The 26,047-nt window shown below is 68.3% G+C and carries 27 protein-coding genes; 18 read left to right on the top strand and 9 right to left on the bottom strand.

Going from position 1 to position 26,047, the window contains the following annotated elements; translation table 11 throughout:
* Window positions 1-118 precede the first annotated feature (118 nt).
* The 11 genes from RZE79_RS09195 to mnhG all read left to right on the top strand — a co-directional run bounded on the left by RZE79_RS09195 (window position 119) and on the right by mnhG (window position 10,045).
* Entirely contained in the window at window positions 119-451 is a 333-nt protein-coding gene (locus RZE79_RS09195) for a helix-hairpin-helix domain-containing protein (RefSeq protein WP_153285333.1), read from the top strand.
* Window positions 452-613: 162 nt separating this feature from the next.
* Window positions 614-1,582, top strand: a complete 969-nt coding sequence (locus RZE79_RS09190) for a TRAP transporter substrate-binding protein (RefSeq protein ID WP_153285334.1) — start codon at window positions 614-616, stop codon at window positions 1,580-1,582.
* Window positions 1,583-1,607: 25 nt separating this feature from the next.
* On the top strand, window positions 1,608-2,117 hold the full coding sequence (locus RZE79_RS09185) for a TRAP transporter small permease (RefSeq protein ID WP_319360073.1): 510 nt from the start codon (window positions 1,608-1,610) through the stop codon (window positions 2,115-2,117).
* Window positions 2,110-3,411, top strand: coding sequence for a TRAP transporter large permease (locus tag RZE79_RS09180; RefSeq protein WP_153285336.1), 1,302 nt, complete (start codon window positions 2,110-2,112; stop codon window positions 3,409-3,411). The genes RZE79_RS09185 and RZE79_RS09180 overlap by 8 nt, the downstream gene beginning before the upstream one ends.
* Window positions 3,412-3,445: 34 nt before the next feature.
* Window positions 3,446-3,826, top strand: coding sequence for a fluoride efflux transporter CrcB (gene crcB / locus RZE79_RS09175; protein ID WP_319360071.1), 381 nt, complete (start codon window positions 3,446-3,448; stop codon window positions 3,824-3,826).
* A 77-nt stretch (window positions 3,827-3,903) separates the two neighbouring features.
* Window positions 3,904-6,882: a monovalent cation/H+ antiporter subunit A gene (locus RZE79_RS09170; RefSeq protein WP_319360069.1), complete on the top strand. Its 2,979-nt coding sequence runs from the start codon at window positions 3,904-3,906 to the stop codon at window positions 6,880-6,882.
* Window positions 6,882-7,232 (top strand): Na+/H+ antiporter subunit C, encoded by a 351-nt coding sequence (locus RZE79_RS09165; RefSeq protein WP_056582686.1) that lies wholly within the window; start codon window positions 6,882-6,884, stop codon window positions 7,230-7,232. The genes RZE79_RS09170 and RZE79_RS09165 overlap by 1 nt, the downstream gene beginning before the upstream one ends.
* Window positions 7,229-8,935, top strand: coding sequence for a monovalent cation/H+ antiporter subunit D (locus tag RZE79_RS09160; RefSeq protein ID WP_319360068.1), 1,707 nt, complete (start codon window positions 7,229-7,231; stop codon window positions 8,933-8,935). Before RZE79_RS09165 ends, RZE79_RS09160 begins: the two co-directional genes overlap by 4 nt.
* On the top strand, window positions 8,932-9,423 hold the full coding sequence (locus RZE79_RS09155) for a Na+/H+ antiporter subunit E (RefSeq protein ID WP_153285339.1): 492 nt from the start codon (window positions 8,932-8,934) through the stop codon (window positions 9,421-9,423). The genes RZE79_RS09160 and RZE79_RS09155 overlap by 4 nt, the downstream gene beginning before the upstream one ends.
* On the top strand, window positions 9,420-9,698 hold the full coding sequence (locus RZE79_RS09150) for a K+/H+ antiporter subunit F (RefSeq protein ID WP_153285340.1): 279 nt from the start codon (window positions 9,420-9,422) through the stop codon (window positions 9,696-9,698). Before RZE79_RS09155 ends, RZE79_RS09150 begins: the two co-directional genes overlap by 4 nt.
* Entirely contained in the window at window positions 9,695-10,045 is a 351-nt protein-coding gene (gene mnhG, locus RZE79_RS09145; RefSeq protein ID WP_153285341.1) for a monovalent cation/H(+) antiporter subunit G, read from the top strand. The genes RZE79_RS09150 and mnhG overlap by 4 nt, the downstream gene beginning before the upstream one ends.
* Before the next feature lie 18 nt (window positions 10,046-10,063).
* On the opposite strand, the gene RZE79_RS09140 is transcribed toward mnhG, so the two are convergent.
* Complete coding sequence (locus RZE79_RS09140) at window positions 10,064-11,059, bottom strand: ABC transporter substrate-binding protein (RefSeq protein WP_319360066.1); 996 nt, start codon at window positions 11,057-11,059, stop codon at window positions 10,064-10,066.
* A 119-nt stretch (window positions 11,060-11,178) separates the two neighbouring features.
* Between RZE79_RS09140 and RZE79_RS09135 the strand changes: the two genes are divergently transcribed.
* The 6 genes from RZE79_RS09135 to RZE79_RS09110 all read left to right on the top strand — a co-directional run bounded on the left by RZE79_RS09135 (window position 11,179) and on the right by RZE79_RS09110 (window position 16,516).
* A complete protein-coding gene (locus RZE79_RS09135) occupies window positions 11,179-11,859 on the top strand; it encodes a TetR family transcriptional regulator (protein WP_099795911.1) in 681 nt (226 codons plus the stop codon).
* A gap of 80 nt (window positions 11,860-11,939) precedes the next feature.
* Window positions 11,940-12,752 (top strand): ABC transporter permease, encoded by an 813-nt coding sequence (locus RZE79_RS09130; protein WP_319360063.1) that lies wholly within the window; start codon window positions 11,940-11,942, stop codon window positions 12,750-12,752.
* Window positions 12,749-13,798, top strand: a complete 1,050-nt coding sequence (locus RZE79_RS09125) for an NAD-dependent epimerase/dehydratase family protein (protein WP_319360061.1) — start codon at window positions 12,749-12,751, stop codon at window positions 13,796-13,798. Before RZE79_RS09130 ends, RZE79_RS09125 begins: the two co-directional genes overlap by 4 nt.
* Window positions 13,799-13,802: 4 nt before the next feature.
* Window positions 13,803-14,648 (top strand): GNAT family N-acetyltransferase, encoded by an 846-nt coding sequence (locus tag RZE79_RS09120; protein WP_319360060.1) that lies wholly within the window; start codon window positions 13,803-13,805, stop codon window positions 14,646-14,648.
* A 12-nt stretch (window positions 14,649-14,660) separates the two neighbouring features.
* The gene (locus RZE79_RS09115) at window positions 14,661-15,728 is read left to right on the top strand and encodes a dihydrodipicolinate synthase family protein (protein ID WP_319360059.1); all 1,068 of its coding nucleotides are present in this window, start codon (window positions 14,661-14,663) and stop codon (window positions 15,726-15,728) included.
* Window positions 15,725-16,516, top strand: a complete 792-nt coding sequence (locus tag RZE79_RS09110; RefSeq protein WP_319360058.1) for an ABC transporter ATP-binding protein — start codon at window positions 15,725-15,727, stop codon at window positions 16,514-16,516. Before RZE79_RS09115 ends, RZE79_RS09110 begins: the two co-directional genes overlap by 4 nt.
* Window positions 16,517-16,536: 20 nt before the next feature.
* On the opposite strand, the gene RZE79_RS09105 is transcribed toward RZE79_RS09110, so the two are convergent.
* From RZE79_RS09105 to RZE79_RS09075, 7 genes are read right to left on the bottom strand one after another with little or no spacing between them, the layout of a single operon-like run.
* The gene (locus tag RZE79_RS09105) at window positions 16,537-17,559 is read right to left on the bottom strand and encodes an XdhC family protein (RefSeq protein WP_319360057.1); all 1,023 of its coding nucleotides are present in this window, start codon (window positions 17,557-17,559) and stop codon (window positions 16,537-16,539) included.
* Window positions 17,560-17,578: 19 nt separating this feature from the next.
* The gene (locus RZE79_RS09100; protein WP_319360055.1) at window positions 17,579-18,256 is read right to left on the bottom strand and encodes a carbon monoxide dehydrogenase subunit G; all 678 of its coding nucleotides are present in this window, start codon (window positions 18,254-18,256) and stop codon (window positions 17,579-17,581) included.
* Window positions 18,257-18,289: 33 nt separating this feature from the next.
* Complete coding sequence (locus tag RZE79_RS09095) at window positions 18,290-19,504, bottom strand: VWA domain-containing protein (protein WP_319360054.1); 1,215 nt, start codon at window positions 19,502-19,504, stop codon at window positions 18,290-18,292.
* A 19-nt stretch (window positions 19,505-19,523) separates the two neighbouring features.
* Entirely contained in the window at window positions 19,524-20,426 is a 903-nt protein-coding gene (locus RZE79_RS09090; RefSeq protein ID WP_319360052.1) for a MoxR family ATPase, read from the bottom strand.
* A 58-nt stretch (window positions 20,427-20,484) separates the two neighbouring features.
* Complete coding sequence (locus tag RZE79_RS09085; RefSeq protein ID WP_319360051.1) at window positions 20,485-21,276, bottom strand: xanthine dehydrogenase family protein subunit M; 792 nt, start codon at window positions 21,274-21,276, stop codon at window positions 20,485-20,487.
* Between the two features lie 25 nt (window positions 21,277-21,301).
* A complete protein-coding gene (locus tag RZE79_RS09080; RefSeq protein ID WP_319360049.1) occupies window positions 21,302-23,740 on the bottom strand; it encodes a xanthine dehydrogenase family protein molybdopterin-binding subunit in 2,439 nt (812 codons plus the stop codon).
* Between the two features lie 14 nt (window positions 23,741-23,754).
* The gene (locus tag RZE79_RS09075) at window positions 23,755-24,252 is read right to left on the bottom strand and encodes a (2Fe-2S)-binding protein (protein WP_153285353.1); all 498 of its coding nucleotides are present in this window, start codon (window positions 24,250-24,252) and stop codon (window positions 23,755-23,757) included.
* A 191-nt stretch (window positions 24,253-24,443) separates the two neighbouring features.
* Between RZE79_RS09075 and RZE79_RS09070 the strand changes: the two genes are divergently transcribed.
* Complete coding sequence (locus RZE79_RS09070; protein ID WP_319361128.1) at window positions 24,444-25,598, top strand: helix-turn-helix domain-containing protein; 1,155 nt, start codon at window positions 24,444-24,446, stop codon at window positions 25,596-25,598.
* Between the two features lie 9 nt (window positions 25,599-25,607).
* On the opposite strand, the gene RZE79_RS09065 is transcribed toward RZE79_RS09070, so the two are convergent.
* Entirely contained in the window at window positions 25,608-25,985 is a 378-nt protein-coding gene (locus tag RZE79_RS09065; RefSeq protein ID WP_319360048.1) for a nuclear transport factor 2 family protein, read from the bottom strand.
* Window positions 25,986-26,047 lie beyond the last annotated feature (62 nt).

Below are 26,047 nucleotides of genomic sequence, written 5' to 3'. Positions count from 1 at the left end.
TCACACGGGGCCCTGGGCCCCGTTTTCACGTCAACTGGTGCGCGCGCCCTCTCGTTGAGCCGATGCCGATATTCCTGTCGGCTTAGTCATACCAACAATTGAAGAGGGAGTTTTCACCATGTTCAAGAAAATCATCGCCACGCTCGCCATGTGCTTCGCGGCCGTCTCGTTCGCCGCGGTCGACGCCAACAAGGGCAGCGCCGCCGACCTCGACGGCCTCAAGGGCGTCGGCCCCTCGCTGTCCAAGCGCATCCTCGACGCCCGCAAGGAAGGCGAATTCAAGGACTGGCCCGACCTCATGCAGCGCGTGAAGGGCGTGAAGGAAAAGAGCGCGGCCAAGCTGTCGGCCGAGGGCCTGACGGTCAACGGCCAGAGCTTCGACGGTGCTGCAGCACCTGCCAAGGCGGGCAAGACCGCCAAGGTGGCCGAAGCGAAACCCGCCAAGCAGTGACAGCACCCTGAAACCAGGAAACCGCCGCCGAGGCGGTTTTTTTACGCCCGCACTTTGTGCCGCATCGACACCACATGGCAGGGAAATGCCTCAGCGAATGGCCCGGAATTTGCACGTATGCTTTTCTTTCATCCAGCTTTAACCACATTCCGGAGCGCGTTCATGAATCACAAGTTCGGCATGGCCCTGGCGGGCCTCACCTTCGGCGCCGCCGCCTTCGCGCAAACCAAGTGGGACCTTCCCACCGCCTACCCGACCACCAACTTCCACACCGAGAACATCACGCAGTTCGCGAGCGACGTGGACAAGGGCAGCGGCGGCAAGCTCAAGATCACGGTGCATGCCAATGCGTCGCTGTTCAAGGCGCCCGAGATCAAGCGCGCGGTGCAGGGCGGCCAGGCGCAGCTCGGCGAGATCCTGCTGGTGAACTACCAGAACGAATGGCAGATGTTCGGCGCCGACGGCATCCCCTTCCTGGCCGACAGCTACGACGCCGCCTGGAAGCTCTACCAGGCACAGAAGCCCGCGCTCGAAAAGAAGCTGGGCGAACAGGGCATCCAGCTGCTGTACGCCGTGGCATGGCCGCCGCAGGGCATCTTCGTGAAGAAAGAAATCGCCTCGGCCGCCGATCTGAAGGGCGTGAAGTGGCGCGCCTACAGCCCCGCCACCGCGCGCATCGGCGAGCTCGTGGGCGCGCAACCCGTCACCGTGCAGCAGGCCGAGCTGTCGCAAGCCATGGCCACGGGCGTGATCGAGTCGTACATGTCCTCGGGCTCCACCGGCTACGACACCAAGACCTACGAGTACATCAAGAACTTCTACGACACCCAGGCCTGGCTGCCGAAGAACGCGGTGCTCATGAACAAGAAGGCCTTCGACGCGCTCGACAAGCCCACGCAGCAGGCGCTGCTCAAGGCGGCGGCCGATGCCGAGAAGCGCGGCTGGGACACCTCGAAGAAGAAGAACGTCGAGTACCTCGATCTGCTCAAGAAGAACGGCATGACGGTGCACGTGCCCTCGGCGCAGCTCAAGGCCGACATGAAGAAGGTCGGCGACACCATGATCAAGGAGTGGACCGAGAAGACCGGCCCTGAAGGCCAGGCCGTCGTCGACGCCTACAAGAAGATGTGACCCGGCTTCGCACGCACGGCACCCGATGCGCAAGACGCTGGATTTTCTCTACCTGAGCGCCGCCGCCCTGGCGGCGCTTTTCATGATCGGCCTGCTGGCGATGGTGCTGCTCTCCATCCTCGGCCGGCAGCTGCACTTCAACATTCCCGGCATCGACGCCTACGCCGGCTACCTGATGGCCGGCGCAGGCTTCCTGGCGCTTGCGCACACGCTCAAGCGCGGCGAGCACATCCGCGTGACGCTCGTGATGCAGAACCTGCCGCCCGCGGCACGGCGCTGGCTCGAGCGCTGGGCCATGGGCGCCGCGGCGCTGCTGGCCCTGCTCTTTGCCTGGTACAGCGTGCGCCTGGTCTGGCAATCGCTCGACTACCAGGACATCTCCACCGGCAACGACGCCACGCCACTGTGGATTCCGCAGCTGTCGATGGCGCTCGGCGCCATCGTCTTCGCGATCGCGTCGCTCGACGAGTTCGTGATCGAGTGGCGCGGCCGCCCGGCCCAGTCCACCGAAACGGAGGCGCTGCGCCATGAGTGACATCGCCATTGCCGGCCTGCTGATCGCCGCGCTGTTCCTCATCCTGGGCAGCGGCGTGTGGATCGGCCTCACGCTGTCGGGCGTGGCGTGGATCGCCATGCAGATCTTCTCGTCGCGCCCCGCGGGCGACGCCATGGCCGTGACCATCTGGGGATCGGCCTCGAGCTGGACGCTCACGGCGTTGCCGCTGTTCGTGTGGATGGGCGAGATCCTGTTTCGCACGCGGCTGTCGCAGGACATGTTCAAGGGCCTCGCGCCCTGGATGCAGGCCCTGCCCGGCCGGCTGCTGCACACCAACGTGGTGGGCTGCGCGGTGTTCGCGGCGGTGTCGGGCTCGAGCGCGGCCACCTGCGCCACCATCGGCAAGATGAGCCTGCCCGAGCTCAAGCGCCGCGGCTACCCCGACGACATGGTCATCGGCACGCTGGCCGGCGCCGGCACGCTGGGGCTGCTGATCCCGCCCTCGATCATCATGATCGTGTACGGGGTGAGCGCCGACGTGTCGATTGCGCGCCTCTTCATCGCGGGCGTCATCCCCGGCATCCTGCTGGCGCTGCTGTTCTCGGGCTACATCGTGGTCTGGGCCCTGCGCAACCCCGACAAGGTGCCGCCCGCCGACGCGAAGCTGCCCTTCGTCGAGAAGCTCTGGGCCTCGATGTCGCTGATCCCGGTGGCGCTGCTGATCCTGTCGGTCCTGGGCTCCATCTATGCCGGCATCGCCACGGCCACCGAGGCGGCGGCCGTGGGCGTGGTCGGCGCCATGGTCATCTCGGCCGCACAGGGCTCGCTCACCTGGCACAGCTTCAAGGAAGCGCTGCTCGGGGCCACGCGCCTGTACTGCATGATGGCGCTGATCCTCGCGGGCGCGGCCTTCCTCACGCTGGCCATGGGCTACATCGGACTGCCGCGCCACCTGGCCGAGTGGATCGGCTCGCTGGGGCTGTCGAAGTTCCAGCTGATCCTGATGCTCGCCGCGTTCTACGTCGTGCTGGGCTGCTTCCTGGACGGCATCTCCATGGTGGTGCTGACCATGGGCGTGATCATGCCGACCGTCATCGCGGCCGGCATCGACCCGGTCTGGTTCGGCATCTTCGTCGTGCTGGTGGTCGAGATGGCGCAGATCACGCCACCGGTGGGCTTCAACCTGTTCGTGCTTCAGGGCATGACCGGGAAAGACCTGCTCTACATCGCACGCGTCACGCTGCCGATGTTCGGGCTGATGGTGGCGGCGGTGCTGCTCATCTACTTCGTGCCGCAGCTGGTGACGTGGTTGCCCCAGCAAATGGCGCCCTGAACTCGAGGGGCCGCGACCCACCGACAATAGGCCCATGCTGCTTCCGGCTCTTGCAATCTGTCTCGGCGCCTCGTGCGGCGCCCTCGCCCGATGGGGCCTGGGCCTCTGGCTCAACACCGGCGGCCCCGTGCCCTACGGCACGCTGGCCGCCAACCTCATCGGCGGCTACTTCGTCGGCGTGGCCGTGGCCGTGTTCCAGGCGCTGCCGCAACTCGACCCGGTGTGGCGCCTGCTGCTCATCACCGGCTTCCTTGGCGGGCTCACGACCTTCTCGAGCTTCTCGGCCGAAGTGGTCGCGCTGCTGCTCGGCGGACGGCCGCTGCTGGCGCTGGGCACCGGCCTGCTGCACCTGTGCGGTTCGCTGGTGCTGACCTGGCTGGGCATTCGCAGCGTGCAGCTCGTGCTGGCTTCGTGACAGCGACAAAACTGCCCGCGCTCCTGCGGTTATAGACAGGGGCTTCGCAGAGGGTCGATCGATAGAATCGACCCCCAATGCCCCTCGCCCTTCTCGTCGCACTCCCCTTTCTTGCCAGCGTGCTGGCCGCGTTGATGCCGTCCAACGCGCGCAACCGGGAGTCGACCCTCGCAGGGCTCGTTGCATTGGGCTGCGCCATCCAGGTCGCATGGCTCTTTCCGCAGATCGCGCACGGCAATGTGCTGCGCCAGGAAATCGAGTGGCTCCCCGCCCTCGGCCTGAACCTCGTGTTCCGCCTCGACGGCTTCGCGTGGCTGTTCTGCATGCTGGTGCTGGGCATCGGCGCGCTGGTGGTGCTCTATGCGCGCTACTACATGTCGGCCTCCGACCCGGTGCCGCGCTTCTTCTCGTTCTTCCTCGCGTTCATGGGCGCGATGATGGGCGTGGTGCTCTCGGGCAACCTGATCCAGATGGTGCTGTTCTGGGAGCTCACCAGCCTCTTCTCCTTTTTGCTCATCGGCTACTGGCACCACCGGCGCGACGCGCGGCGCGGGGCGCGCATGGCGCTCACGGTCACGGGCGCGGGCGGGCTGTGCCTGCTGGCCGGCGTGCTGGTGCTGGGCCGCATCGTCGGCAGCTACGAACTCGACATCGTGCTGGTCTCGGGCGACATCATCCGCGCGCACGCGCTGTACCCGGTGGCGCTGGTGCTGATCCTGCTCGGCGCGTTCACCAAGAGCGCGCAGTTCCCGTTCCATTTCTGGCTGCCGCGCGCCATGGCCGCGCCCACGCCGGTGTCGGCCTACCTGCACTCGGCCACCATGGTGAAGCTGGGCGTGTTCCTCATGGCGCGCCTGTGGCCCGTGCTCTCGGGCACCGAGCAGTGGTTCTGGATGGTCGGCGGCGCGGGCGCGATCACGCTGCTGCTGGGCGGCTTCGCGGCCATGTTCCAGCGCGACCTGAAGGCGCTGCTGGCCTACTCGACCATCTCGCACCTGGGCCTGATCACGCTGCTGCTGGGCCTGAACAGCCCGCTCGCAGCCGTCGCTGCAGTCTTCCACGTCATGAACCACGCGACCTTCAAGGCCTCGCTGTTCATGGCGGCCGGCATCATCGACCACGAGACCGGCACGCGCGACATCCGCAAGCTCAGCGGCCTGATGCGGCTCATGCCCATCACCGGCACGCTGGCCATCATCGCCAGCGCCTCGATGGCCGGCGTGCCGCTGCTCAACGGCTTTCTCTCGAAGGAAATGTTCTTCGCCGAGACGGTCTTCATCCAGGCCACGCCCTGGATCGACCTCAGCCTGCCGGTCATCGCGACCATTGCGGGCATCTTCAGCGTGGCGTACTCGGCGCGCTTCGTGTTCGACGTGTTCTTCGGCCCACCCTGCGGCCCCGACGTGCCCAAGCCCCCGCACGAGCCACCGCACTGGATGCGCGTGCCCGTCGAGTTTCTGGTGCTGCTGTGCCTGGTGGTGGGCGTGGCGCCGGCCTGGTCGGTCGGGCCGATGCTCGCGGCGGCGGCCACGCCGGTGGTCGGCGGCACGCTGCCCGAATACAGCCTGGCCGTGTGGCACGGTTTCAACCTGCCGCTGATGATGAGCTTCGTCGCGCTCGCGGGCGGCGCCGCGCTCTACCTGCTGCTGCGCCGCCCGCTGGGCAGCGGCCGCCTCGAGCGCACGCCGCTGCTGCACCGCTTCGACGGGCAGCTCATCTTCGAACACCTCATCGCGCTGCTGAGCGAGGCCGGCCGGCGCAGCCGCCGCCTGTTCGGCACGCGCCGCCTGCAGTGGCAACTGCTGTGGCTGGTGGTGGTAGCGGTGGCGGGTGCAGCGGCGTCGCTGTGGGCCACGCCGGCCGACCGCGGCACGCGCGAGCTGCTGCCGTTCTCGCCGATGTTCGCGATGACCTGGCTCATCGGCTGCATCTGCGCCGTTGCCGCCGCGTGGCAGGCCAAGTTCCACCGGCTCGCGGCGCTCATGCTGGCCGCGGGCGCCGGGCTGGTCTCGTGCGTCACGTACATCTGGTTCTCGGCACCCGACCTCGCGCTCACGCAGCTGGTGGTCGAGGCCGTGACCACGGTGCTGATTTTGCTGGGCCTGCGCTGGCTGCCGATGCGCAGCAAGGACGTCATCCAGCCTGCGCGCGCGCGGCTGCGGCCCTGGGGCCGTCGCGGGCGCGACCTGCTGGTGGCCACCATCGCCGGCTGCGGCATGGCGGCGCTGGCGTGGGCCCTGATGACGCGCACCTTCCCGCAGAGCATCTCGCCCTTCTTCCTCGAACGCGCGCTCACCGAAGGCGGCGGCACCAACGTGGTCAATGTGATGCTGGTCGACTTCCGCGGCTTCGACACCTTCGGCGAGATCACCGTGCTGGGCATCGTGGCGCTCACCGTGTATGCGCTGCTGCGGCGCTTCCGCCCGGCCATCGAATCGATGGCGCTGCCCATCCAGCAACGCCTGCAGGTCGACGATGGCAGCAGCGACCTGCTGAACCCGCGCCGCGCCACCGACTCCGCCATCGGTTACCTGATGGTGCCGGCCGTGCTGGTGCGCCTGGTGCTGCCGGTGGCCGTGCTGGTGTCGGTGTACTTCTTCATGCGCGGCCACAACGCGCCCGGCGGCGGCTTCGTCGCGGGGCTGGTGATGTCGGTCGCGCTGGTGCTGCAGTTCATCGTCTCGGGCACGGAGTGGGTCGAAGAACACCTGCGCATCTACCCGCGCCGCTGGATCGCCATCGGCCTGCTGTTCGCACTCGCCACCGGCGGCGGCGCGCTCCTCTTCGGCTATCCCTTCCTGACCACGCACACCGCGCACCTGCACGTGCCGCTGCTGGGCGACATGCACGTGCCCAGCGCCCTCTTCTTCGACATCGGCGTGTTCGCGCTGGTGCTCGGCGCCACCATGCTGATCCTCACCGCGCTGGCCCACCAGTCCATCCGAAGCCACCGCTGGGCCGACGAACAGGAAGAGAAAGAAGCGGAGGCGCGCGCCGCCGCCGAAGCCGAAGAAGCCGCTGCTGCGGCTGCGGCCATCACCGGAGGGGCCCGCTGATGGAAATCGTGCTGGCCATCGCCATCGGCGTGCTCACCGGTTCGGGCGTGTACCTGCTGCTGCGCCCGCGGACCTTCCAGGTCATCATGGGCCTGACGCTCATCTCGTACGCGGTCAACCTGTTCATCTTCAGCATGGGCCGGCTCAAGGTCGACAGCGAGCCGGTGCTGGTCGAAGGCTTCAAGGCCACGCTGGCCAACACGGCCGACCCGATGCCGCAGGCGCTGGTGCTCACGGCCATCGTGATCGGCTTCGCGATGACCGCGCTGTTCCTCGTCGTGATGCTCGCCTCGCGCGGCCTCTCGGGCACCGACCACGTCGATGGTGAAGAGCGGGAGGCCGTGGAATGACCGACGTGCTCCACCTGCTCGACCGCTTCCTTGAATTCAGCATGCCGCACCTGGTGGCGGTGCCGATCCTCGTGCCCATGCTCACGGCGGCGCTGATGCTGCTGATGAACGAGAACCGCCGGCGCACCAAGTCGTTCCTCAGCGTGGTCTCGGGTCTGATCGGCCTGCTCGCTGCGCTCGCGCTGCTGCGCTGGGTGAACGCGGCCGACACCGGCGGCGGCCCGGGCTCCATCGGCGTGTACCTGCCGGGCAACTGGCGCGCGCCCTTCGGCATCGTGCTGGTGGCCGACCGGCTCTCGACCATGATGGTCGCGCTGACGGGCGTGGTCGCCTTTGCCGCGTCGATTTACTCGACCTCGCGCTGGGACCGCGCGGGCGTGCACTTTCATCCGCTGCTGCAGCTGCAGCTCATGGGCCTGAACGGCGCCTTCCTCACGGGCGACCTGTTCAACCTGTTCGTGTTCTTCGAGGTGATGCTCGCGGCCTCGTACGGCCTGCTGCTGCACGGCTCGGGCCAGCTGCGTGTGCGCGCCGGGCTGCACTACATCGCGATCAACCTTGCGGCCTCGTCGCTGTTCCTCATCGGCGCGGCCATTCTGTACGGCGTGACCGGCACGCTCAACATGGCCGACCTGGGCGCGCGCATCGCCGAGCTGGCGCCGGGCGATCGCGGCCTCGTGCACGCGGCCGCGGCCATCCTGGCCACCGCGTTCTTCGCCAAGGCGGGCGCGTGGCCGCTCAACTTCTGGCTGGTGCCGGCCTACAGCGCGGCCGTGTCGCCGGTGGGCGCGGTGTTTGCGCTGCTCACCAAGCTCGGCGTGTACACCGTGCTGCGCCTGTGGACCGTGCTGTTCGCGCCCGACACCGGCGCCTCGGCGGCCTTCGGGCAGGCCGCGCTGGTGAGCGTCGGGCTGGCCACGCTGTTCGTCGGCGCCATCGGCATCGTCGGCACGCAACGCCTGTCGAACCTCGCGGGCTTCAGCGTGCTGGTGTCGGCGGGCACGCTGCTGGCCGCCGTCGGGCTCGGCGATCCGGCCGTGTGGGCCGGTGCGCTGTACTACATGCTGAGTTCCACGCTCGCGGTGGCGGCGTTCTTCCTGCTGATCGACATGATCGAGCGCTGGCGCAACGCGGGCATGAGCGTCGCGCCGCACGAGGCGGCGGGCAATGCGCCCTTCCTGGCCGAAGACCTGCGCGCGCTCAACGACGTGAACCTCGACGACGATGCGCAGGCGCTCTACGGCCGTGCCATCCCGGCGGGCGTGGCCTTTCTCGGCCTGAGCTTCATGCTGTGCACACTGCTGCTGGCGGGCCTGCCGCCGCTGTCGGGCTTTGTCGGCAAGTTCGCCATGCTCTCGGGCCTGCTCGACGCCAAGGCCGTCACCACCGCCGGCTGGACCTTCCTCGGCCTGCTGATCGTCGCGGGCTTTCTCTCGCTGATCGCGCTGAGCCGCACCGGCATCCGCCATTTCTGGACGCAACACCATCCCACCATGCCGTCGCTGCCCGCACTCGAGGTGCTGCCGGTGGCCGCCCTGCTCGCAGCCTGCGTCGCGCTCACGGTGTGGGCCGAGCCCGTGATGCAGCACGCGCAAGCCACCGCCGGCGGCCTGCGCACGCCCACCGCGTACCGCGAGGCCGTGCTCGGCGCCAAGCAGAAGCCCAACCCGGTGCCCGTGAAGAAAGAGGAGGCCAGGCCATGAAGCGCTTGATGCCTTCCCCGCCGCTGTCGTTCGCGCTGTTCGTCATCTGGCTGCTGCTCAACCAGTCGCTCGAAGCGGCCACGCTGCTGTCGGCCGCGGTGCTCGCCATTGCCGTGCCGCTGATCACCAAGGGCCTGCGGCCCGCCAGGGTGCGCATGCGCCGGCCCGGCGTGGCGCTGCGGCTGTCGTTCCTCGTCACTTTCGACATGCTGAAGTCGGCGTACGACGTGGCGCGGCTGCTGCTCACGCGCCGCACCGCCGACATCTCGGCGCGCTTCGTGCACATTCCGCTCGACATGCGCGACCCCAACGGCTTGGCCGTGCTCGCGATGATCATGTGCCTCACGCCCGGCACCGCCTGGGGCGAGGTGTCGTTCGATCGCACCATGCTGCTGATCCACGTGTTCGACGTCGAGGACGACGCGGCCTTCATCGCCATGATCAAGACCCGCTACGAACGTCCGCTGATGGAGATTTTCGAATCATGACCCCTGTTCTCTACTGGGCCCTGAAGGCCGCGCTGTTCCTGCTGGCCGTGGCCATGCTGTGCGCCCTGTTCCGCCTGCTGGCCGGACCGTCCGCGCAAGACCGCGTGATGGCGCTGGACTGCCTCTACATCAACGGCATGCTGATGATGCTGGTGCTCGGCATCAACTACGCGAGCAGCGTGTACTTCGAGGCGGCGATGCTGGTGGCGCTGTTCGGCTTCGTCGGGTCGACTTCGATCGCGAAGTTTTTGCTGCGCGGGGAGGTCATCGAATGAGCGCCGCTGCCCTGCCCCTGTGGGCCGAGATCATCACCGCCGTGTTCGCGGTGCTGGGCGCGGCCTTCGCGGCCATCGGCTCCTTCGGCCTGGTGCGCCTGCCCACTTTTTTCCGCCGCATCCATGCGCCCACGCTGGGTGCCACGGTGGGCGCCTGGTGCCTGACGGTGGCCACCATCGCCTACTTCTCGGTGCAGGGCTTCAGCCTGTTCCTGCACGCGATGCTGATCGTGCTGTTCATCGTGCTGACGGCGCCGATCACCACCATCTTCCTGATGCGTGCCGCCCTCTTCCGTGAACGGCAAAAGGGCAACCCGAAGGTGCCGCCCGCCGCGAAGTCGGACTGAGGCGGCTTTCTTCTCCGATCAGTTGGGCGCCATGCGCACGCCCTTGTCGAGGAACTCGTTGGTGAACAGCGTCGCGGGGTCGTAGGCCTTGTCGATGCCGATCAGCGAGGACACGAGGTCGTAGTCGGCCTTCACGCGTGCACCGTCGAACGCCCCGAGCGCCACCTTCGTCGTGGTGTCGTCGCGCATGAGTTGCTTGATGCGCATCCATTGGTCGCGCTGGTTGTCGGGCGTGAGACCGCTCACGCTGGCCTGCAGTGCCTGCAGGCAGGGCTCGAAGCTCTTCACGCAGGCGTCGTAGGCGCGCTGCGTCACGGCGACGAACTTCTTCACCTGGCCGGGGTTCTTCGCAAGGTACGGGCCATTCACGATCAGCGAGTTGCCGTACACGTTCACGCCGGCATCGCGCCACGGCTGAAAGCCCAGGTCGGCGCCGAACTCGCGCGCCTTCAGGTCGTGCTCGTTGTAGAAGTCGCTGATGATGTCGACCGACTTGCTCTTCAGCGCCGCCACCTTGGCCTGCGGGCTCACGTTGACGAAGCTCACGCTGGCCGGGTCGAGCCCCACCTTCTTCGCGAAGGCCGGCCACATGAGGCGCGCGGCGTCACCGGGCGGGTTGCCGATCTTGCGGCCCGCGAAGTCCTTCGGGCCGTTGATGCCCGACGACTTGAGCCAGTAGAAGCCCTGCGGGCTGTTGGCGTAGATGACCATCACGGCCTTCACGTCGGCGCCCTTGCCCTTGGCCTGGATCGTGGTGGGCAGGTCCGAAATGCCCAGGTCGCTGCCGCCCGTGCCCACGCGCTGCGCCGACACGGCCGAGCCCTTGCCGGCCTCGATGTTCAGGTCGATGCCCGCCTCGGTGTACCAGCCTTTGGCCTTCGCAAAATAGATCGGCGCATGATCGGCCGTGGGTGTCCAGTTGAGCATCAGGCTCATGGCATCGGCCGCAAATGCGGCGGGGGCCGAGGCCATCAACAGGGCAGTGGCGCCGGCGGCCGACAACAGCTTTTTCATGCGGATCACTCCAAAAGAAGGTAAAAACAGGTCCTGAAATTTATATTACCAACTGTTTGGTTGACAAGCAATCCAGATCATCCAGACCGCGTTGCCACTGCCGGGAGAATCAAAACACCATGACCGCCACCAGCCCTACCCGCACCGCCCGCAGCACCGTTGCCACGAAACGCGAGCGCGACCCCGTCGCCGCCAAGCAGGCCCTCATTTCCGCCGCGGTGGCCGAGTTCGCCACCAAGGGCTTCGCGGGCGCGCGCGTCGACGAGATCGCCGCCAACGCCGGCGTCAACAAGCAGCTCGTTTATCACTACTTCGACAGCAAGCAGGGGCTGTACCTGGTCGCGCTCGAATCGGTCTATGCCGAGATCCGCGAGAAGGAACAGAAACTCACGCTCGACGAACTCGAGCCGCTCGAGGCCATGAAGCAGCTGGTCGCCTTCTCGTTCGACTACCTGGCCGAGCACCCCGAGTTCATCGCGCTGCTGGCCGACGAGAACCGCAACCACGGCGCGCACCTGCGCGAGTCGGAGCGGCTGCAGAAGATGCATTCGCCCTTCATCGAGATGCTCGAGGCCACGCTCAAGCGCGGCGTGGCGGCGGGCGTGTTCCGGCCCGACTTCGATGCGATCAACCTCTACATCTCGATCGCCGGCATCTCGTACTTCTTCTTCTCCAACAACCACACGCTGTCGGCCATCTTCGGCAAGCCGCTCGACGCACGCGGCGCGCTGCTGCAGCGCCGCCGCCACGTGATCGAGTTCGCGCTCAATGCCTTGCGGCCCGACAAAGCCGCCGCATGAAAATTATCAACTAGTTGGTTGACTCGGGTCGTGGCGACTCCTATGATTCGCCGCATTGCTTCCTCGACCCAGGAATTGAGATGACGGCACCTGATGGCGCTCTGGCGCCCCTCGCACCTGCGCCCTTGTCGGGCGAGCGCCCCGAATGGCAGCGCTGGGCCCTCGTGGTCGCGGTGCATCTGGCGGGCATCGCGCTGTGGGAGCTGGCAGTGCGCGTCTTCGCGATCCAGCCCTTCATCCTGCCGGCGCCCTCGAAGGTGCTGGCCACGCTGGCCAACCCGAACTACAGCTGGCTCAAGAACACCGGCGTCACCGCGCTCGAAGTGTTCGGCGGCTACGCGCTGGGGCTGGTGCTCGGCATTCTTTGCGCGCTGCTCTTCATCACCAGCAAGCGGCTGATGCTGCTGGTGTTCCCGCTGCTGGTCACGCTCAACATGATCCCGAAGGTGGCGATGGGGCCGCTGGTGATCGTGTGGTTCAGCTACGGCATCGGGCCGAACATCCTGATCACGTTCAGCCTGTGCTTCTTTCCGATCCTGCTGACCACCATCCGCGGGCTCAATGAGACCGAGCCCGAGCTGCTCGACCTCGTGCGCGCGCTCAAGGGTTCGCGCTGGCAGCTGTTCCGCTACATCCAGCTGCCGGGTTCGCTCCCGTACGTGTTCTCGGGCATGAAGGTCGCCACCATCCTCGCCGTCGCGGGCGCGGTGGTGGGCGAGTTCATCGCCTCGGAACGCGGCCTGGGCTATCTGATGATCCAGGTCCAGGCCTCGCTGGACACGCCCGCGGTCTTCATGGCCGTGCTGCTCATCACGGGCCTGGGCGTGCTGCTCTATCTGCTGGTGCTCCTGCTGGAGCGCCTCTTCATCACCCAGGACGCAAGAATCCAATGACCTCCACGCCTGTCCTCGACGACCTGCCCTTTCCCGAGCGCTTCGAGAGCGAAGCCGCGCTTGAAGACTACCTGGCCACGCCCTCGCGCGACCTCGTGCGCGACATGGCCCGCCTCGACGGCGACCTGATGATCCTCGGCGTGGGCGGCAAGATGGGCCCCACGCTGGCCCGCCTCGCCAAGAACGCCATGCCCGGTCGCCGCGTGATCGCCGTCGCCCGTTTCAGCGAAGCCGGCGTGCGCGAAGCACTCGAAGCGCACGGCATCGAGACCCTCGCCTGCGACCTGCTCGACCGCGCCGCCATCGCCGCGCTGCCGCCCTGCGCCAATGTGGTGTTCATGGCAGGGCGCAAGTTCGGCGCCGACGCCGACAACCCGCTGACCTGGGCCATGAACGCGCACGTGCCGGCGCTGGTGGCCGAGCACTTCCATGCCTCGCGCATCGTCGCCTTCTCGACCGCCTGCGTGTACCCCTTCGTGCCCGTGACCAGCCAGGGCGCGAGCGAGAGCGACGCGCCCAATCCGCCCGGCGAATACGCCAACTCGTGCGTGGGCCGCGAGCGCATGTTCGAGTACTTCTCGCAACGCCACAGCACGCCCGGGCGCCTGTTCCGCCTGAGCTACGCCATCGACCTGCGCTACGGCGTGCTGGCCGATGTGGCGCTCAAGGTGTGGCGCGGCGAGCCGGTCGACGTGACCATGGGCCACGTCAACGTGATCTGGCAGGGCGACGCGAACGCGCAGGCGCTGCGCTGCCTCGCGGCGGCCACCGTGCCGACCTCGCCGCTCAACGTGAGCGGGCCCGAGACCACGTCGATCCGCTGGCTCGCGGAAGAGTTCGCGCGACAGTTCGACAAGCCCGTGACGATCACCGGGCAAGAAGCGCCGACCGCCTGGCTCATGAACACCGGCGAGGCCGAGCGCCTGTTCGGTTACCCGCGCGTGCCGCTGGCACAGCAGATCCGCTGGGTGGCTGACTGGATCTCGCGCGAACAACGCCAGTACGGCAAACCGACCAAGTTCGAATCCCGCGACGGCAAGTACTGAGCCCATGACCATGCCCGCCGTCGAAGCACTCTCGTCGATCACGCCCGGCATCGCCCCGATGCTCGACGCGCTGGTTGCCGCGAGCAACTGGAACCAGACCGCGCACGACTGGCGGCTGTTCGAGCGGCTCGGCATGGTGCATGGCGTGCATGACGTGAGTGATGGCGAAGGCCAGCTCATCGCCAGCGGCGCGGTGCTGCCGATGGACGGCGTGGCCTGGATCAGCATGATCCTCGTGATGCCTGCCGCGCGCGGGCAAGGCCTGGGCCGCGCGGTGTTCGCGCGCTGCCTCGACCAGGTGAAGACCGCCGGTCTCGTGGCGATGCTCGACGCCACGCCGCAGGGCGAGCCGCTCTACGCGAGTTTCGGCTTCACGCCGCTGTGGCGCCTCACGCGCTGGCAGCGTGATGCCGCACCCGCCACGGCATCGCTCGCCACCGACAAGCCGGCCCTCGACAGCCTCGCCGCGCTCGACGCACAGGCGCTGGGCTTCGCGCGCCCCGCCGTGCTCGCCGACCTGCTCGGCCGCGACGACAGCCGCTGCGTGCGCAACGGCCTGGGCTTCGGCCTCGTGCGCGCAGGGCGCACTGCGCACCATATCGGCCCGCTGCTGTCGTCCGACGAGGCCGTCGCCGCCGCGCTGCTGACGCAAGCTGCACGCGGCATCGACGGCCGCATCTGCATCGACGTGCCCGACGACCGCCCAGTCATGACTGCCGCGCTGCGCGCCGCCGGCTTCGCGCCCCAACGCAGCTTCACGCGCATGGCGCTGGCCACGCGCGAGGGCGCGCAGCCGCCCACCGGACACCCCGCCTTCATCCACGCCATCGCCGGCCCCGAGTTCGCCTGAGGACCTTCGCCCATGTCACTGAACCGCTCCGACCTTCCCGCCGACGTGCTTGCGCTGCTGTCGCAAGGCACTGTCATTCCGGCGCATCCGCTTGCACTCGACGCGCATCGCCAGCTCGACCGCCAGCGCCAGCGCGCGCTGACCCGCTACTACGTCGATGCCGGCGTCGGCGGCCTCGCGGTGGGCGTGCACACCACGCAGTTCGCGATCCGCGAGCGCGGCCTGTACGCCACGGTGCTCGAAGCGGCGATGCAGGATCGGCTGGCGTGGAGCGACCGCCCGATGGCGATGATCGCCGGCCTGTGCGGCCCGACCGCGCAGGCGCAGGCCGAGGCGCGCACCGCCGTGGCTCTGGGTTATCACGCGGGGCTGCTGAGCCTCGCGGCACTGGCCGGGTCGTCGGAAGACGCACTCATCGCCCATTGCGAGGCGGTGGCGCAGGAGATCCCGCTGATCGGCTTCTACCTGCAGACCGTGGTCGGCGGCCCGATCCTGTCGAGCGACTTCTGGCGCCGCTTCGCGCTCATCCCCAACGCACTCGCCATCAAGGTCGCGCCCTTCAACCGCTACCGCAGCATCGACGTGGTGCGCGGGCTGGTCGATGCGCGCGCCGAAGAGCGCGTGTTCCTCTACACCGGCAACGACGACCACATCGTGCTCGACCTCGCGCTGCCCTTTGCCGCGATGCGCGACGGCGCACCCGTGCAGGTGCGCTTTCGCGGCGGCCTGCTGGGCCACTGGTCGGTGTGGACGTCGAGCGCCGTGCACCAGCTGCAACAGATCAAGGCCGAGCTGGCCGCCAGCGGCGGCGCGCTGAGCCCCGCCCTGCTCGCGCTCGATTCGCGCGTGACCGACTGCAACGCCGCCTTCTTCGACGTGGCGAACAACTTCCACGGCTGCATCGCGGGCTGCCACGAGGTCCTGCGGCGCCAAGGTCTGCTCGAAGGCATCTGGTGCCTCGATCCCGAAGAAGGTTTGGGCAAGGGCCAGTCGGCGGAAATCGACCGCGTCTACCGCCAGCACGGCGACCTGGCCGACGACGCCTTCGTGCGCGACAACCTGGCACGGTGGCTGGCATGAGCGCCGTGCTCGCACCACCGCAGGAAGCGCCGCTGATCCGCATGCGGCAGCTGCGCAAGGTCTACCGCAAGCGCAACGAAGAATTTCTTGCCGTCTCCGACGTCACGATGGACGTGCATGCGGGCGACATGATCTCGCTGGTCGGCCCCTCGGGCTGCGGCAAGTCGACGCTGCTGAAGATTTTGTCGGGCCTGCACGGCCATGACGGCGGCACGCTCGAGATCGGCGGGCCCGGCGGCTCGGGTTTCAATGCGGGCCGCGATGTCGGCATGGTGTTCCAGCAGCCGCTGTTGCTGAAGTGGCGCACCATTCTCGAGAACGTGCTGCTGCCCGCCGACATCCTCGGGCTGGACCGCAAGGCCGCCAAGGCGCGCGCGCACGAACTGCTCGACATGGTCGGCCTCACGGGCTTCGCCGACAAGCTGCCCTACGAACTCTCGGGCGGTATGCAGCAGCGCGCCGCCATCGCGCGCGCGCTCATCCACGACCCGAAGCTGGTGCTCATGGACGAGCCCTTCGGCGCGCTCGATGCGCTCACGCGCGAGAAGATGAACCTGGAGATGCTGCGCATCTGGGAGCGCAGCCGCAAGACCTTCATCGTGGTCACGCACAGCATCCAGGAGGCGGTGTTCCTGGGCTCGCACTGCGCCGTGCTCACGGCCGGTCCGGCGCGCATGGCCGACTTCTTTCGCATCGAGCTGCCCGAGCCGCGCAAGCTGCACGTGAAGACCAGCCCCGAGTTCGGCGAGTACGTGCGCCGCATCTACGACCTGCTGGGCGTGGACTGAGCCACGCCCGGTGGTTCAGCTCAGCTCGGTTGCAGCTGCTGGATTTCCTTGGCGCGCGCGACTTCCATTTCGCGCGGCAGCGTCACCGCATTCTTCACCGCAAGAATCTCCGCCATCACGCTCACCGCGATCTCGGGCGGCGTCTTGCTGCCGATGAAGATGCCGATGGGCCCGCGCAGGCGCGCGAGCGATGCGGCCGTCTGGTCGAAGTGCTCGATCATGCGGTCGCGCCGCGCGTCGGCATTGCGGCGCGAGCCGATGGCGCCCACGTAGAAGGCCTCGCTCTGCAGCGCTTCGAGCAGCGCGAGGTCGTCGAGCTTGGGGTCGTGCGTGAGCGCGACCACGCAGCTGCGGCGGTCGGGCCGGAAGGCCAGCACGGCGTCGTCGGGCATCTCGGTGGTGATCGTCACGCCGGACAGCGTCCACGCGGTGCGGTACTCGGCGCGCGGGTCGCACAGCGTCACGGCGAAGCCGCTGAACTTGGCCATCGTCGCGAGGTATTCGGCGAGCTGGCCGGCGCCGATCAGCAGCATGCGGTACTCGGGACCGAAGGTGTTGGTGAGCTCGGTGTCGTTCACCGTGAGCTCGTCGGGTGCGGTCGCCTCGGCCAGCCGCACCGCGCCGGTGGCCAGCGTCACCGTGCGGCGCATGAGCTTGCCGCGTTCGAGTTCGGCGACCAGCGTGTCGAGCGTGTCGGCGTCGGGCGCGTATTCGAGCAGCAGCTCGAGCGTGCCGCCGCAGGGCAGGCCGAAGCGGTGCGCCTCGTCGGCCGTGATGCCGTACTTGACCAGCGCGGGCGGCGCGCCCAACGGCACGTCTTCGCCCTTGCCGTGGGCATGGCTGTAGCGCGCGATGAGGTCGTCTTCGATGCAGCCGCCCGAGACCGAGCCGACCACGGCGCCGTCTTCGGCCAGCGCCATGATCGAGCCCACGGGCCGCGGCGACGAGCCCCAGGTGCGCACCACGGTGGTCAGCAGCGCGCGCTTGCCGGCACGCCGCCAGTCGCGCAGCGTGCGCAGCACCATGACGTCGAGGTTTTCCATGGCGAAGTCCGGTGCGTTGTCAGGCGGCGTCGCCGGGGGTGGCGGTGTCGTCGCCGTCCTTCTTGCCGAAGCCCATCTTCTTCATGAGGCCCGACATCACGCCGGCCTTCTCGGCGGGCGCCTCATCGGCCGATGCCTCCGCGGGCGGTGCGGGCGGCGGGCCATATCGGCTTTGCATCTCGGCCTCGAAGCGCTTGAAGAAATCGTCGGCGGTGGACTTGGCCGCGCCGTCGATCAGGCGCTGGCCGAGTTGGGCGATCTTGCCGCCGACCTGGGCCTGCACGGTGTAGTCGAGTTCGCAGCCTGCTGGCGCAGATGCGGCTTCGGCTGGCACAGCGACCACGGCTTCAGCGGCGGGCGCGCTGTCGGCCACAACGGGCACCGTATCCGACGCCCCGGCCAGCGGCTTGAGCGACACGCTCGACGAGCCCTTGGCGAACCCCGCCACGCCGCCCTGCCCCTCGAAGGTGAGCTTGTAGCCATCAGGCGCGACGATGTCCGACAGCATCACCTTGCCGCTGAACTTGGCCGACACCGGGCCGATCTTCACGGCCAGCGCCACGCTGTAGGTGTTGTCGCCCGTGAGCTCGAACTTGTCGCAGCCGGGGATGCACTTCTTGAGCGTCTCGGGGTCGTTGAGCGCTTCCCAGGCCTGTTGTTGGGTGACGCCGAGGCGGCGGTTTCCGAGCATTTCCATGGTGGGTTTCCTTTGTTCTTCCTGAGTCCGGTCCTAGCGGCTGGCGCGCATCAGCGCGGCCAGGCTGGCGGCCAGCTGTTCGAGTGCATTCAGATTGTGGACCGCCAGCATCGCGTCCGCATGGCGGTGCAGCACGGCGGCCCCACGCGCCAGAGGGGCGTAGCCCTCGAAGCGCAGCAGCGGGTTGAGCCACAGCAGGCGGCGCGAATGGCGCTTGAGCCACTGCAGCTCGGTCTCGAGCTGCGCGGGCTCGCCGGTGTCGAGGCCGTCGCTGATCACCAGCACCAGCGTGCGGCGACCGATGAGCCGGCGCGCATGCGACTGGCGCAGCTCGGCCAGCGAACCGCCCAGCCGCGTGCCGCCCGCGAAGTCGTCGATGGCCAGGCTGGCCGCGCCCAGCATGGCGTCGGCGTCGGCCAGCCGGAAGGCCGGCGTGAGGTCGGTCAGCCGCGTGCCGAAGGCGAACACGTCGCGCCGACCGGCCCGCCGCGTGGCGGCATGCAGAAAGGCCAGCAGCAGGCGCGCGTAGCGCTCCATCGAGCCCGACACGTCGACCAGCACCAGCAGCGGCAAGGGCTGCTCACGCCGCGCCAGCCGGGGCAGGCGCAGGATCTCGCCGCCGGTGCGCGCCGCTTGGTGCAGCACGCCGGGCCAGTGCATGCGGGCGTGCGCGCTGCCCGCATCACCGGCCGGGCGCAGGCGGCGCGTGGGCAGCCGGGGCACCGGCAGCGTGATGTCGCGCGCCAGCCGCTCGACCAGCCGGTACTCGGCCGCACCGAGCGCGTTGAAGTCCGCATGCTGCAGCCGCTGGCGGTCGCTGGCCGTCATGGCGGCGTCGAACTTGATCTCTTCGTCGGGCTTCGTCGGCACCGCGGGCTTCACGGCATCGCGCGGCGGGCTCAGCGCCTCGCGCACGCGCGGGCGTCGCTTGGAGGGTTCGGCCTTGCCTTCGGCGCTGGGCAGCATCTGGGCGAGCAGCTTGTTGGCCAGCTCGGGGTCGCGGAACCACGCATCGAAGAGCTCGCGAAACACCAGCCGGTCTTGCTCGCGGCTGACCATCACGGCTTCCATCGCGGCGCTCAGGTCGAGCTTGTCTTCAACCCCGACCCACGTGATCGCCTCGGTCGCGAGCGCGATACGCATGGCATCGGTGCGCACGCCGGCGCGGCGCAATGCGCGGCCGAAGGCAGCGATGTTGCCCGCCAGCTTGCCGCTGCGGACGTCGCCGAGTTGCTGGATGCCGGCCATGTATGTGCCTCGGCCTCGCTTAACTGGCGAGCGGTTCCTCGGGCCTCAGCAGGTCGGAGGCCAGCTCGTGCGTCAGCGCCGCCACGTCGTCGCGCTGCTTGAAGAGAATGCCGGCGGTGTCGACGACCACCTCGGGGTCGAGTTCGACGGTGTCGAGGGCGATGAGCGCCCGCGCCCACTCCACGCTTTCGGCAATGCCGGGCGCGCGCTGGAAGGCGTTGACGAACGGCGCCGAGCGCAACCGCGCGACGAAGGCCGCCACCTGCGCCGACAGCGTCTCGCCGGCCTGCGGCACCTGCGCGCGCACGATGGCGAGTTCACGCTCGCGCTCGGGATAGTCGAGCCAGTGGTAAAGACAGCGCCGCTTCACGGCATCGTTCAGCTCGCGCGTGCGGTTGCTGGTGAGCAAGGTGACGGGCGGCACCACGGCGCGCACGGTGCCCAGTTCGGGAATGCTGACCTGGTACTCGCCCAGGTATTCGAGCAGGAAGGCTTCGAAGGGCTCGTCGGCGCGGTCGACCTCGTCGATCAGCAGCACGGCACCGGGAGCCGGCGTCTGCAGCGCCTGCAGCAGCGGGCGGCGGATCAGGTAATGCGGCTGGTAGACCTCGGCCTCGACGTCGCGTGCCGCCCCGGTGGCTTCGGCCGCGCGCATGTGCAGCAGCTGCGCGGCGTAGTTCCATTCGTAGAGCGCCTCGCGCTGCTCCATGCCGTCGTAGCACTGCAGGCGCAGCAGCTCGCGGTTGAGGGCGATCGACAGCGCCTTGGCCAGCTCGGTCTTGCCGACACCGGGTTCGCCTTCGAGCAGCAGCGGGCGCTGGAGCTTGAGCGCGAGGAACACCGCGGTGGCCAGGCGGCGGTCGGCAAAGTAGCCGGCCTGCATCAAACCGTCGGAAAGGGCGTCGATGGTCGGAAAAGTCATGGCGAAGCGTAGCGGAAGACGCGAACGCGTCGCGCCTTCCGGTGGGCGGCTGGTGGCTTCAGCCGAGTGCCTTGGTGACGGCGCGCTGCGTGAGCACGCTGATCAGGTTCGCGCGGTAGGCGGCCGAGGCGTGCAGGTCGCTGTTCAGGTCGCTCGCGTCGATCTTCACGGCGGCAGCTGCCGCGGCGGTGAAGCTCTTGTTGAGCGCGTCTTCGAGCCCGGCATGGCGGAACACGCCGTTGCCCGCGCCGGTGACGGCCACGCGCACGCCGCTGTCGTACTGCGCCAGGAAGATGCCGACCAGCGGGAAGTTGGAGGCCTTCTGGCGCAGCTTCTCGTACACGGCGCGCTTCGGAATCGGGAAGCGGATGGCGGTGATGAGCTCGTCTTCTTCGAGTGCCGTGGTGAACAGGCCCTGGAAGAAGTCGTCGGCGGCGATTTCGCGCTTCGACGTGACGATGGTCGCGCCCGACGCCAGCACGGCGCTCGGGTAGCACGCCGCCGGGTCGTTGTTGGCCACGGAGCCGCCGACGGTGCCCATCGCGCGCACCTGCCGGTCGCCGATGCGCGACGCGAGGTCGGCCAACGCGGGGAACGCGGCCTTCACGTCGGCATGGTTCGCCACGTCGAGGTGGCGCGACATGGCGCCGAGGGTGACCGTGCCGCCATCTTTCTTGATGCCGGTGAGTTCCTTGATGCCGCTCAGGTCCACCAGTTGCTCGGGCGCGGAGAGCCTGAGCTTCATGGAGGCGAGCAGCGTCTGACCGCCGGCGAGCGGCTTGGCGCCCGCGGCGATGAGTTTGGCCGCATCGGCCACGGTGGCTGGCCGTTCGAGAGTGAAGGCGTACATGGTGTGTGAGTCCTTCTGTTGTTGTTCAGGGCGCGGGACGGCCTTGGGTGCTGGCAGCGAGCGAGGGTGCTTGCGCATCCTGCGGCGTGCTGCCCTTTTGCATCGCTTCCCAGACGCGGCTGGACGAAGCGGGCATGTCGAAATCCTTGACGCCGAGCGGCGCCAGCGCATCGAGCACGGCGTTGATGACGGCCGGCGGCGAGCCGATGGCCCCCGCCTCGCCGCAGCCCTTGGTGCCCAGCGGGTTGTGCGTGCACGGGGTGCACACCGTGTCGAGCTTGAACTGCGGGAAGTCGGCGGCGCGCGGCATGGCGTAGTCCATGAAGCTGCCGGTGAGCAGCTGGCCGGTTTCGTTGTCGTAGACGCAGTTCTCGAGCAGCGCCTGCCCGATGCCCTGCACCAGCCCGCCGTGCACCTGGCCCTCGACGATCATCGGGTTGATGATGGTGCCGAAATCGTCCACCGCGGTGAAGCGGTCCACGCGCACTTCGCCGGTCTGCCTGTCGATCTCGACCTCGCAGATGTAGGTGCCGCCCGGGAAGGTGAAGTTCGTCGGGTCGTAGAAGGCGGTTTCGTTCAGGCCGGGCTCGAGCTTGTCGAGCGGGTAGTTGTGCGGCACGTAGGCCGTGAGCGCCACCTGCCCGAACGGGATCTTCTTGTCGGTGCCCTTGACCGTGAACTCGCCGTTGGCGAACTCGATGTCGGCATCGCTCGCTTCCATGAGGTGCGCGGCGATCTTCTTGGCCTTGGTCTCGATCTTGTCGAGCGCCTTCATGATGGCTGCGCCGCCCACCGAGATGGAGCGCGAACCGTAGGTGCCCATGCCGAAGGGCACGCGACCGGTGTCGCCGTGCACCACGTCGACGTTGTCGACCGGGATTCCGAGGCGTGCCGCGACGACCTGCGCGAAGGTGGTTTCATGGCCCTGGCCGTGGCTGTGCGAGCCGGTGAACACCGTCACGCTGCCGGTCGGGTGCACGCGGATCTCGCCGCATTCGAACAGGCCCGCCCGCGCGCCGAGCGCGCCCGCGATGTTCGACGGCGCGATGCCGCAGGCCTCGATGTAGCTCGAATAGCCCATGCCGCGCAGCTTGCCCTTGGCCTCGGTCGCCGACTTGCGCTGCGCATAACCTTCGACGTCCGCCAGCACCCGCGCCTTGTCCATGCACGCATGGAAATCGCCGGTGTCGTACTGCAGCGCCACGGGCGTCTGGTAGGGGAAGCTGGTGATGAAGTTGCGCTTGCGGATCTCGTCCTGGCCCAGGTTCATTTCCCAGGCGCAGCGCGACACGAGGCGCTCCAGCAGGTAGGTGGCTTCGGGCCGCCCTGCGCCGCGGTAGGCATCGACCGGCGCGGTGTTGGTGAACCACGCATCGACCTCGACATAGATCTGCGGCGTCGTGTACTGGCCCGCCAGCAGCGTGGCGTACAGGATGGTCGGCACTGCGGTCGAGAAGGTCGACAGGTAGGCGCCCAAGTTGGCGTCGGTGTGCACGCGCATCGCGAGGAACTTGCCATCCTTGTCCATCGCCATTTCGGCGTGGCTCACGTGGTCGCGGCCGTGCGCGTCGGACAGGAAGCACTCGGAGCGCTCCGCCGTCCACTTGATGTTGCGGTTGAGCTGCTTGGCCGCCCAGGTGAGGCACACGTCTTCGGCGTACAGGAAGATCTTGGAGCCGAAGCCGCCGCCCACGTCGGGCGCGATCACGCGCACCTTGTGCTCGGGCAGGCCCAGCACAAAGGCCGTCATCAGCAGGCGTTCGACGTGCGGATTCTGGTTCGACACATAAAGCGTGTAGTCGTCGGTGCCGCGGCTGTAGCTGCCGATGGCCACGCGCGGCTCGATCGGGTTGGGAATCAGCCGGTTGTTGACGAGATCCAGCTTGGTGACGTGCGCGGCCGTGGTGAACACGTTGTCGACCGCCGCCTTGTCGCCGAGCACCCACTTGTAGCACTGGTTGTCGGGCGCTTCGTCGTGCAGCGTGGTGCTGCCGGTCTTCTTCGCGGCGTCGGCCACGCTCACGAGTGCGGGCAGCACGTCGTAGTCGACCACCACGGCTTCGGCCGCGTTCTTGGCCTGCTCGACCGTCTCGGCCACCACCATGGCCACATGGTCGCCCACGTAGCGCACCTTCTTGATCGCGAGGATCGGGTGCATCGGCTCCTTCATGGGGGTGCCGTCGGGGTTGTTGATGAGCCAGCCGCAGGGCAGCCCGCCCATCTTTCCTTCGATGTCCTTACCGCTGAAGATGCCGACCACGCCGGGCATCTTGAGCGCCTCGGTGATGTCGATCGACTTGATCGTGGCGTGGGCGTGCGGCGAGCGCACGAAGACCGCATGGCTCTGGTTGGCCAGCGTGATGTCGTCGGTGTAGTTGCCCGCGCCGGTCAGGAAGCGATAGTCTTCCTTGCGGCGCAGCGCCTCGCCGATGTGCGGCAGGTTGGAGAAGTCGGAAGCACCCATGATGCGGCTCCCTTTCAGGCGGTGACGGTGGTCTTGACCGGGGTGCCCGAGGCCATGGCCTCGCCACCCATCTTCACGGCCTTCACGATGTTCTGGTAGCCCGTGCAGCGGCACAGGTTGCCCTCGAGCAGCTCGCGGATTTCCGATTCGCTCGACTTGGGGTGGTGGGTGCACAGGTCGATGGCGCTCATGACCATGCCCGGGGTGCAGAAACCGCACTGCAGGCCGTGGCATTCCTTGAAGGCCGCCTGCATGGGGTGCATGGTGCCGTCGGCTTCGGCAATGCCTTCGATGGTGGTGATGTCGGCACCGGTCGCCTGCGCGACCAGGATGTTGCACGACTTGACCGCGCGGCCGTTCAGGTGGACCGTGCAGGCGCCGCACTGGGCGGTGTCGCAGCCGACGTGGGTTCCGGTGAGGTGGAGGTGCTCGCGGATCGCGTGCACAAGGAAGGTGTTCGGTGGGGCGTCGACCGTGACCGGACGGCCGTTGACCTTGAAAGCGACCTGCATGTGGCTGTCTCCGTGGAAGGTGATGGCTGGTTCAGCGGGTCATCTTGGATGCCGCTCTTTCGCACTATCCTAGGCAAAAACCCTTGACACTTGCACAGACCGCGGGAAATTCTCAAAATGAAACAGCTTGTCGTCCGGCGAGCCCGGAAAAGCCACCCGCCCTCCCCGCGCGAAGAAGAATCCTCATGATGATGTCCGCTTCCGCCGCCCCGCCGCCCGTCGAGCGTTCGCTGGCCATTGCGCAGGCGCGCCGTGAGCTGCTCGAAGGCGACGGCCCGCGTCCGCGCACCGCCGCGCGGGTCGATCCGGGCATCACCCGCTCCTGGCAGCGCTGCCTCGAAGCCGGCCGCCGGCCCCAGCAGCGCGTGAGCTTCGACCCCGTGAGCCGCACCGCCAGCCGCGATGTCACGGAATGCAACCGGGCGCTGGTCACGGCGGCGCGTCCGGTGATCGAACGGCTCTCGCGTGCCATTGCCGACACCCGCTATTTCGCCATCCTGACCGACGCCCGCGGCATCGTGGTCGACGTGGGCACGCTGCCCGACGGCACCGACCCCGCCGCCCGCTACGCGCGCGACATCGGGCGCGTGGGCGTCGACCTGTCCGAAAACGCCATCGGCACCAGCGCGATCGGCACGGCGCTGGCCGAACAGGAATCGGTGTGGCTGCACCGGGGTGAACACTTCTTCGACGACACCAGCGTGTACAGCTGCGCCGGCGCCCCGCTCTTCGGTCCGCGGGGCGACTGCATCGGCATGCTCGACCTCACGGGCGTGCAGGTGGTCGAGCGACCCGAACTGCGCCACCTGGCCACCATGTCGGCCCGCAGCATCGAGAACCTGCTGGTGCAGCGCGAGCCCTGCGAGCTGCTGCTGCGGCTGCTCTGGCCCGGTTGCCCGAGCAGCGAGACCACCGAAGGCCTGCTGTGCATCGACGCGGTCGGCCACGTCACGGGCGCCAACGCGGCGGCGCGGCAGATGCTGCACCAGCCGCTGGCTTGCCATCCGGGCGGCCTGCATTTCAACGACCTGTTCGCGCTGCCGCTGCACATGATGTTCGACGCCGCCCGGCGCGGCGATGCGACGCTCGAGGTGCCGCTGTGGTCGGGCCTGCGGGTGCAGGTGCGAGCCCAGCGCGGCGGCAGCGAGCATGGTGATGTGCCGGGGGTGCCCGGCGCGGTGGCCGATGGCCGCCCCCGCCTGCGCGACGTGGAAACCGCGCTGATCCGCAAGGCGGTGACCGATGCGCGCGGCAATGTGGCCGAGGCGGCGCGCACGCTGGGCATCAGCCGTGCGACCGTCTACCGCAAGCTCTGGCGCGGCCGGCCCGCGGGCACATCGGACTGAGCCGGCGCTTCAGGCGCCGACGGGCACCTTGTCGAGAAAGCCCGTCACCGCGCGCAGCTTGCCCGCATCGACCTGCGCAAAGTCGGTGCCCTGGATCAGGTCGTCGGCGCCGCTCGGGCCCAGGGTCCACGAGAAGCGCAGGTTGTCGCCGTGCGCCTCGGCCTTGCCCAGCAGGTGAAAGCGAAAACCCGGATAGCGCTGGTGCACCGCGCCGACCAGCGCGCTGATCTGTTCGCGGCCGCTGGCTTGCGCCATCGGGTCGACATAGCGGGCGTCGGCGGTCCAGCCGGTTTCGATGAGTGCGGCGCGGCGCGCGGCGTCGGTCTCGTTCCAGACGGCGATGTAGCCGGTGGCGATGGCATGGGCGTCGGAGGCGGCGGTGTTCATGGCGACTGTTCCTTTCGAGGGTTCGACCCGCAACAGCGCGGGGTGAAGGAATGGTCGCGGGA

The sequence above is a fragment of the Variovorax sp. EBFNA2 genome, from assembly GCF_033802765.1.
Classification (GTDB): domain Bacteria; phylum Pseudomonadota; class Gammaproteobacteria; order Burkholderiales; family Burkholderiaceae_C; genus Variovorax; species Variovorax paradoxus_H.
Note: the sequence above shows the minus strand (reverse complement) of the source record. Positions and strands in the feature narration are given on the sequence as shown.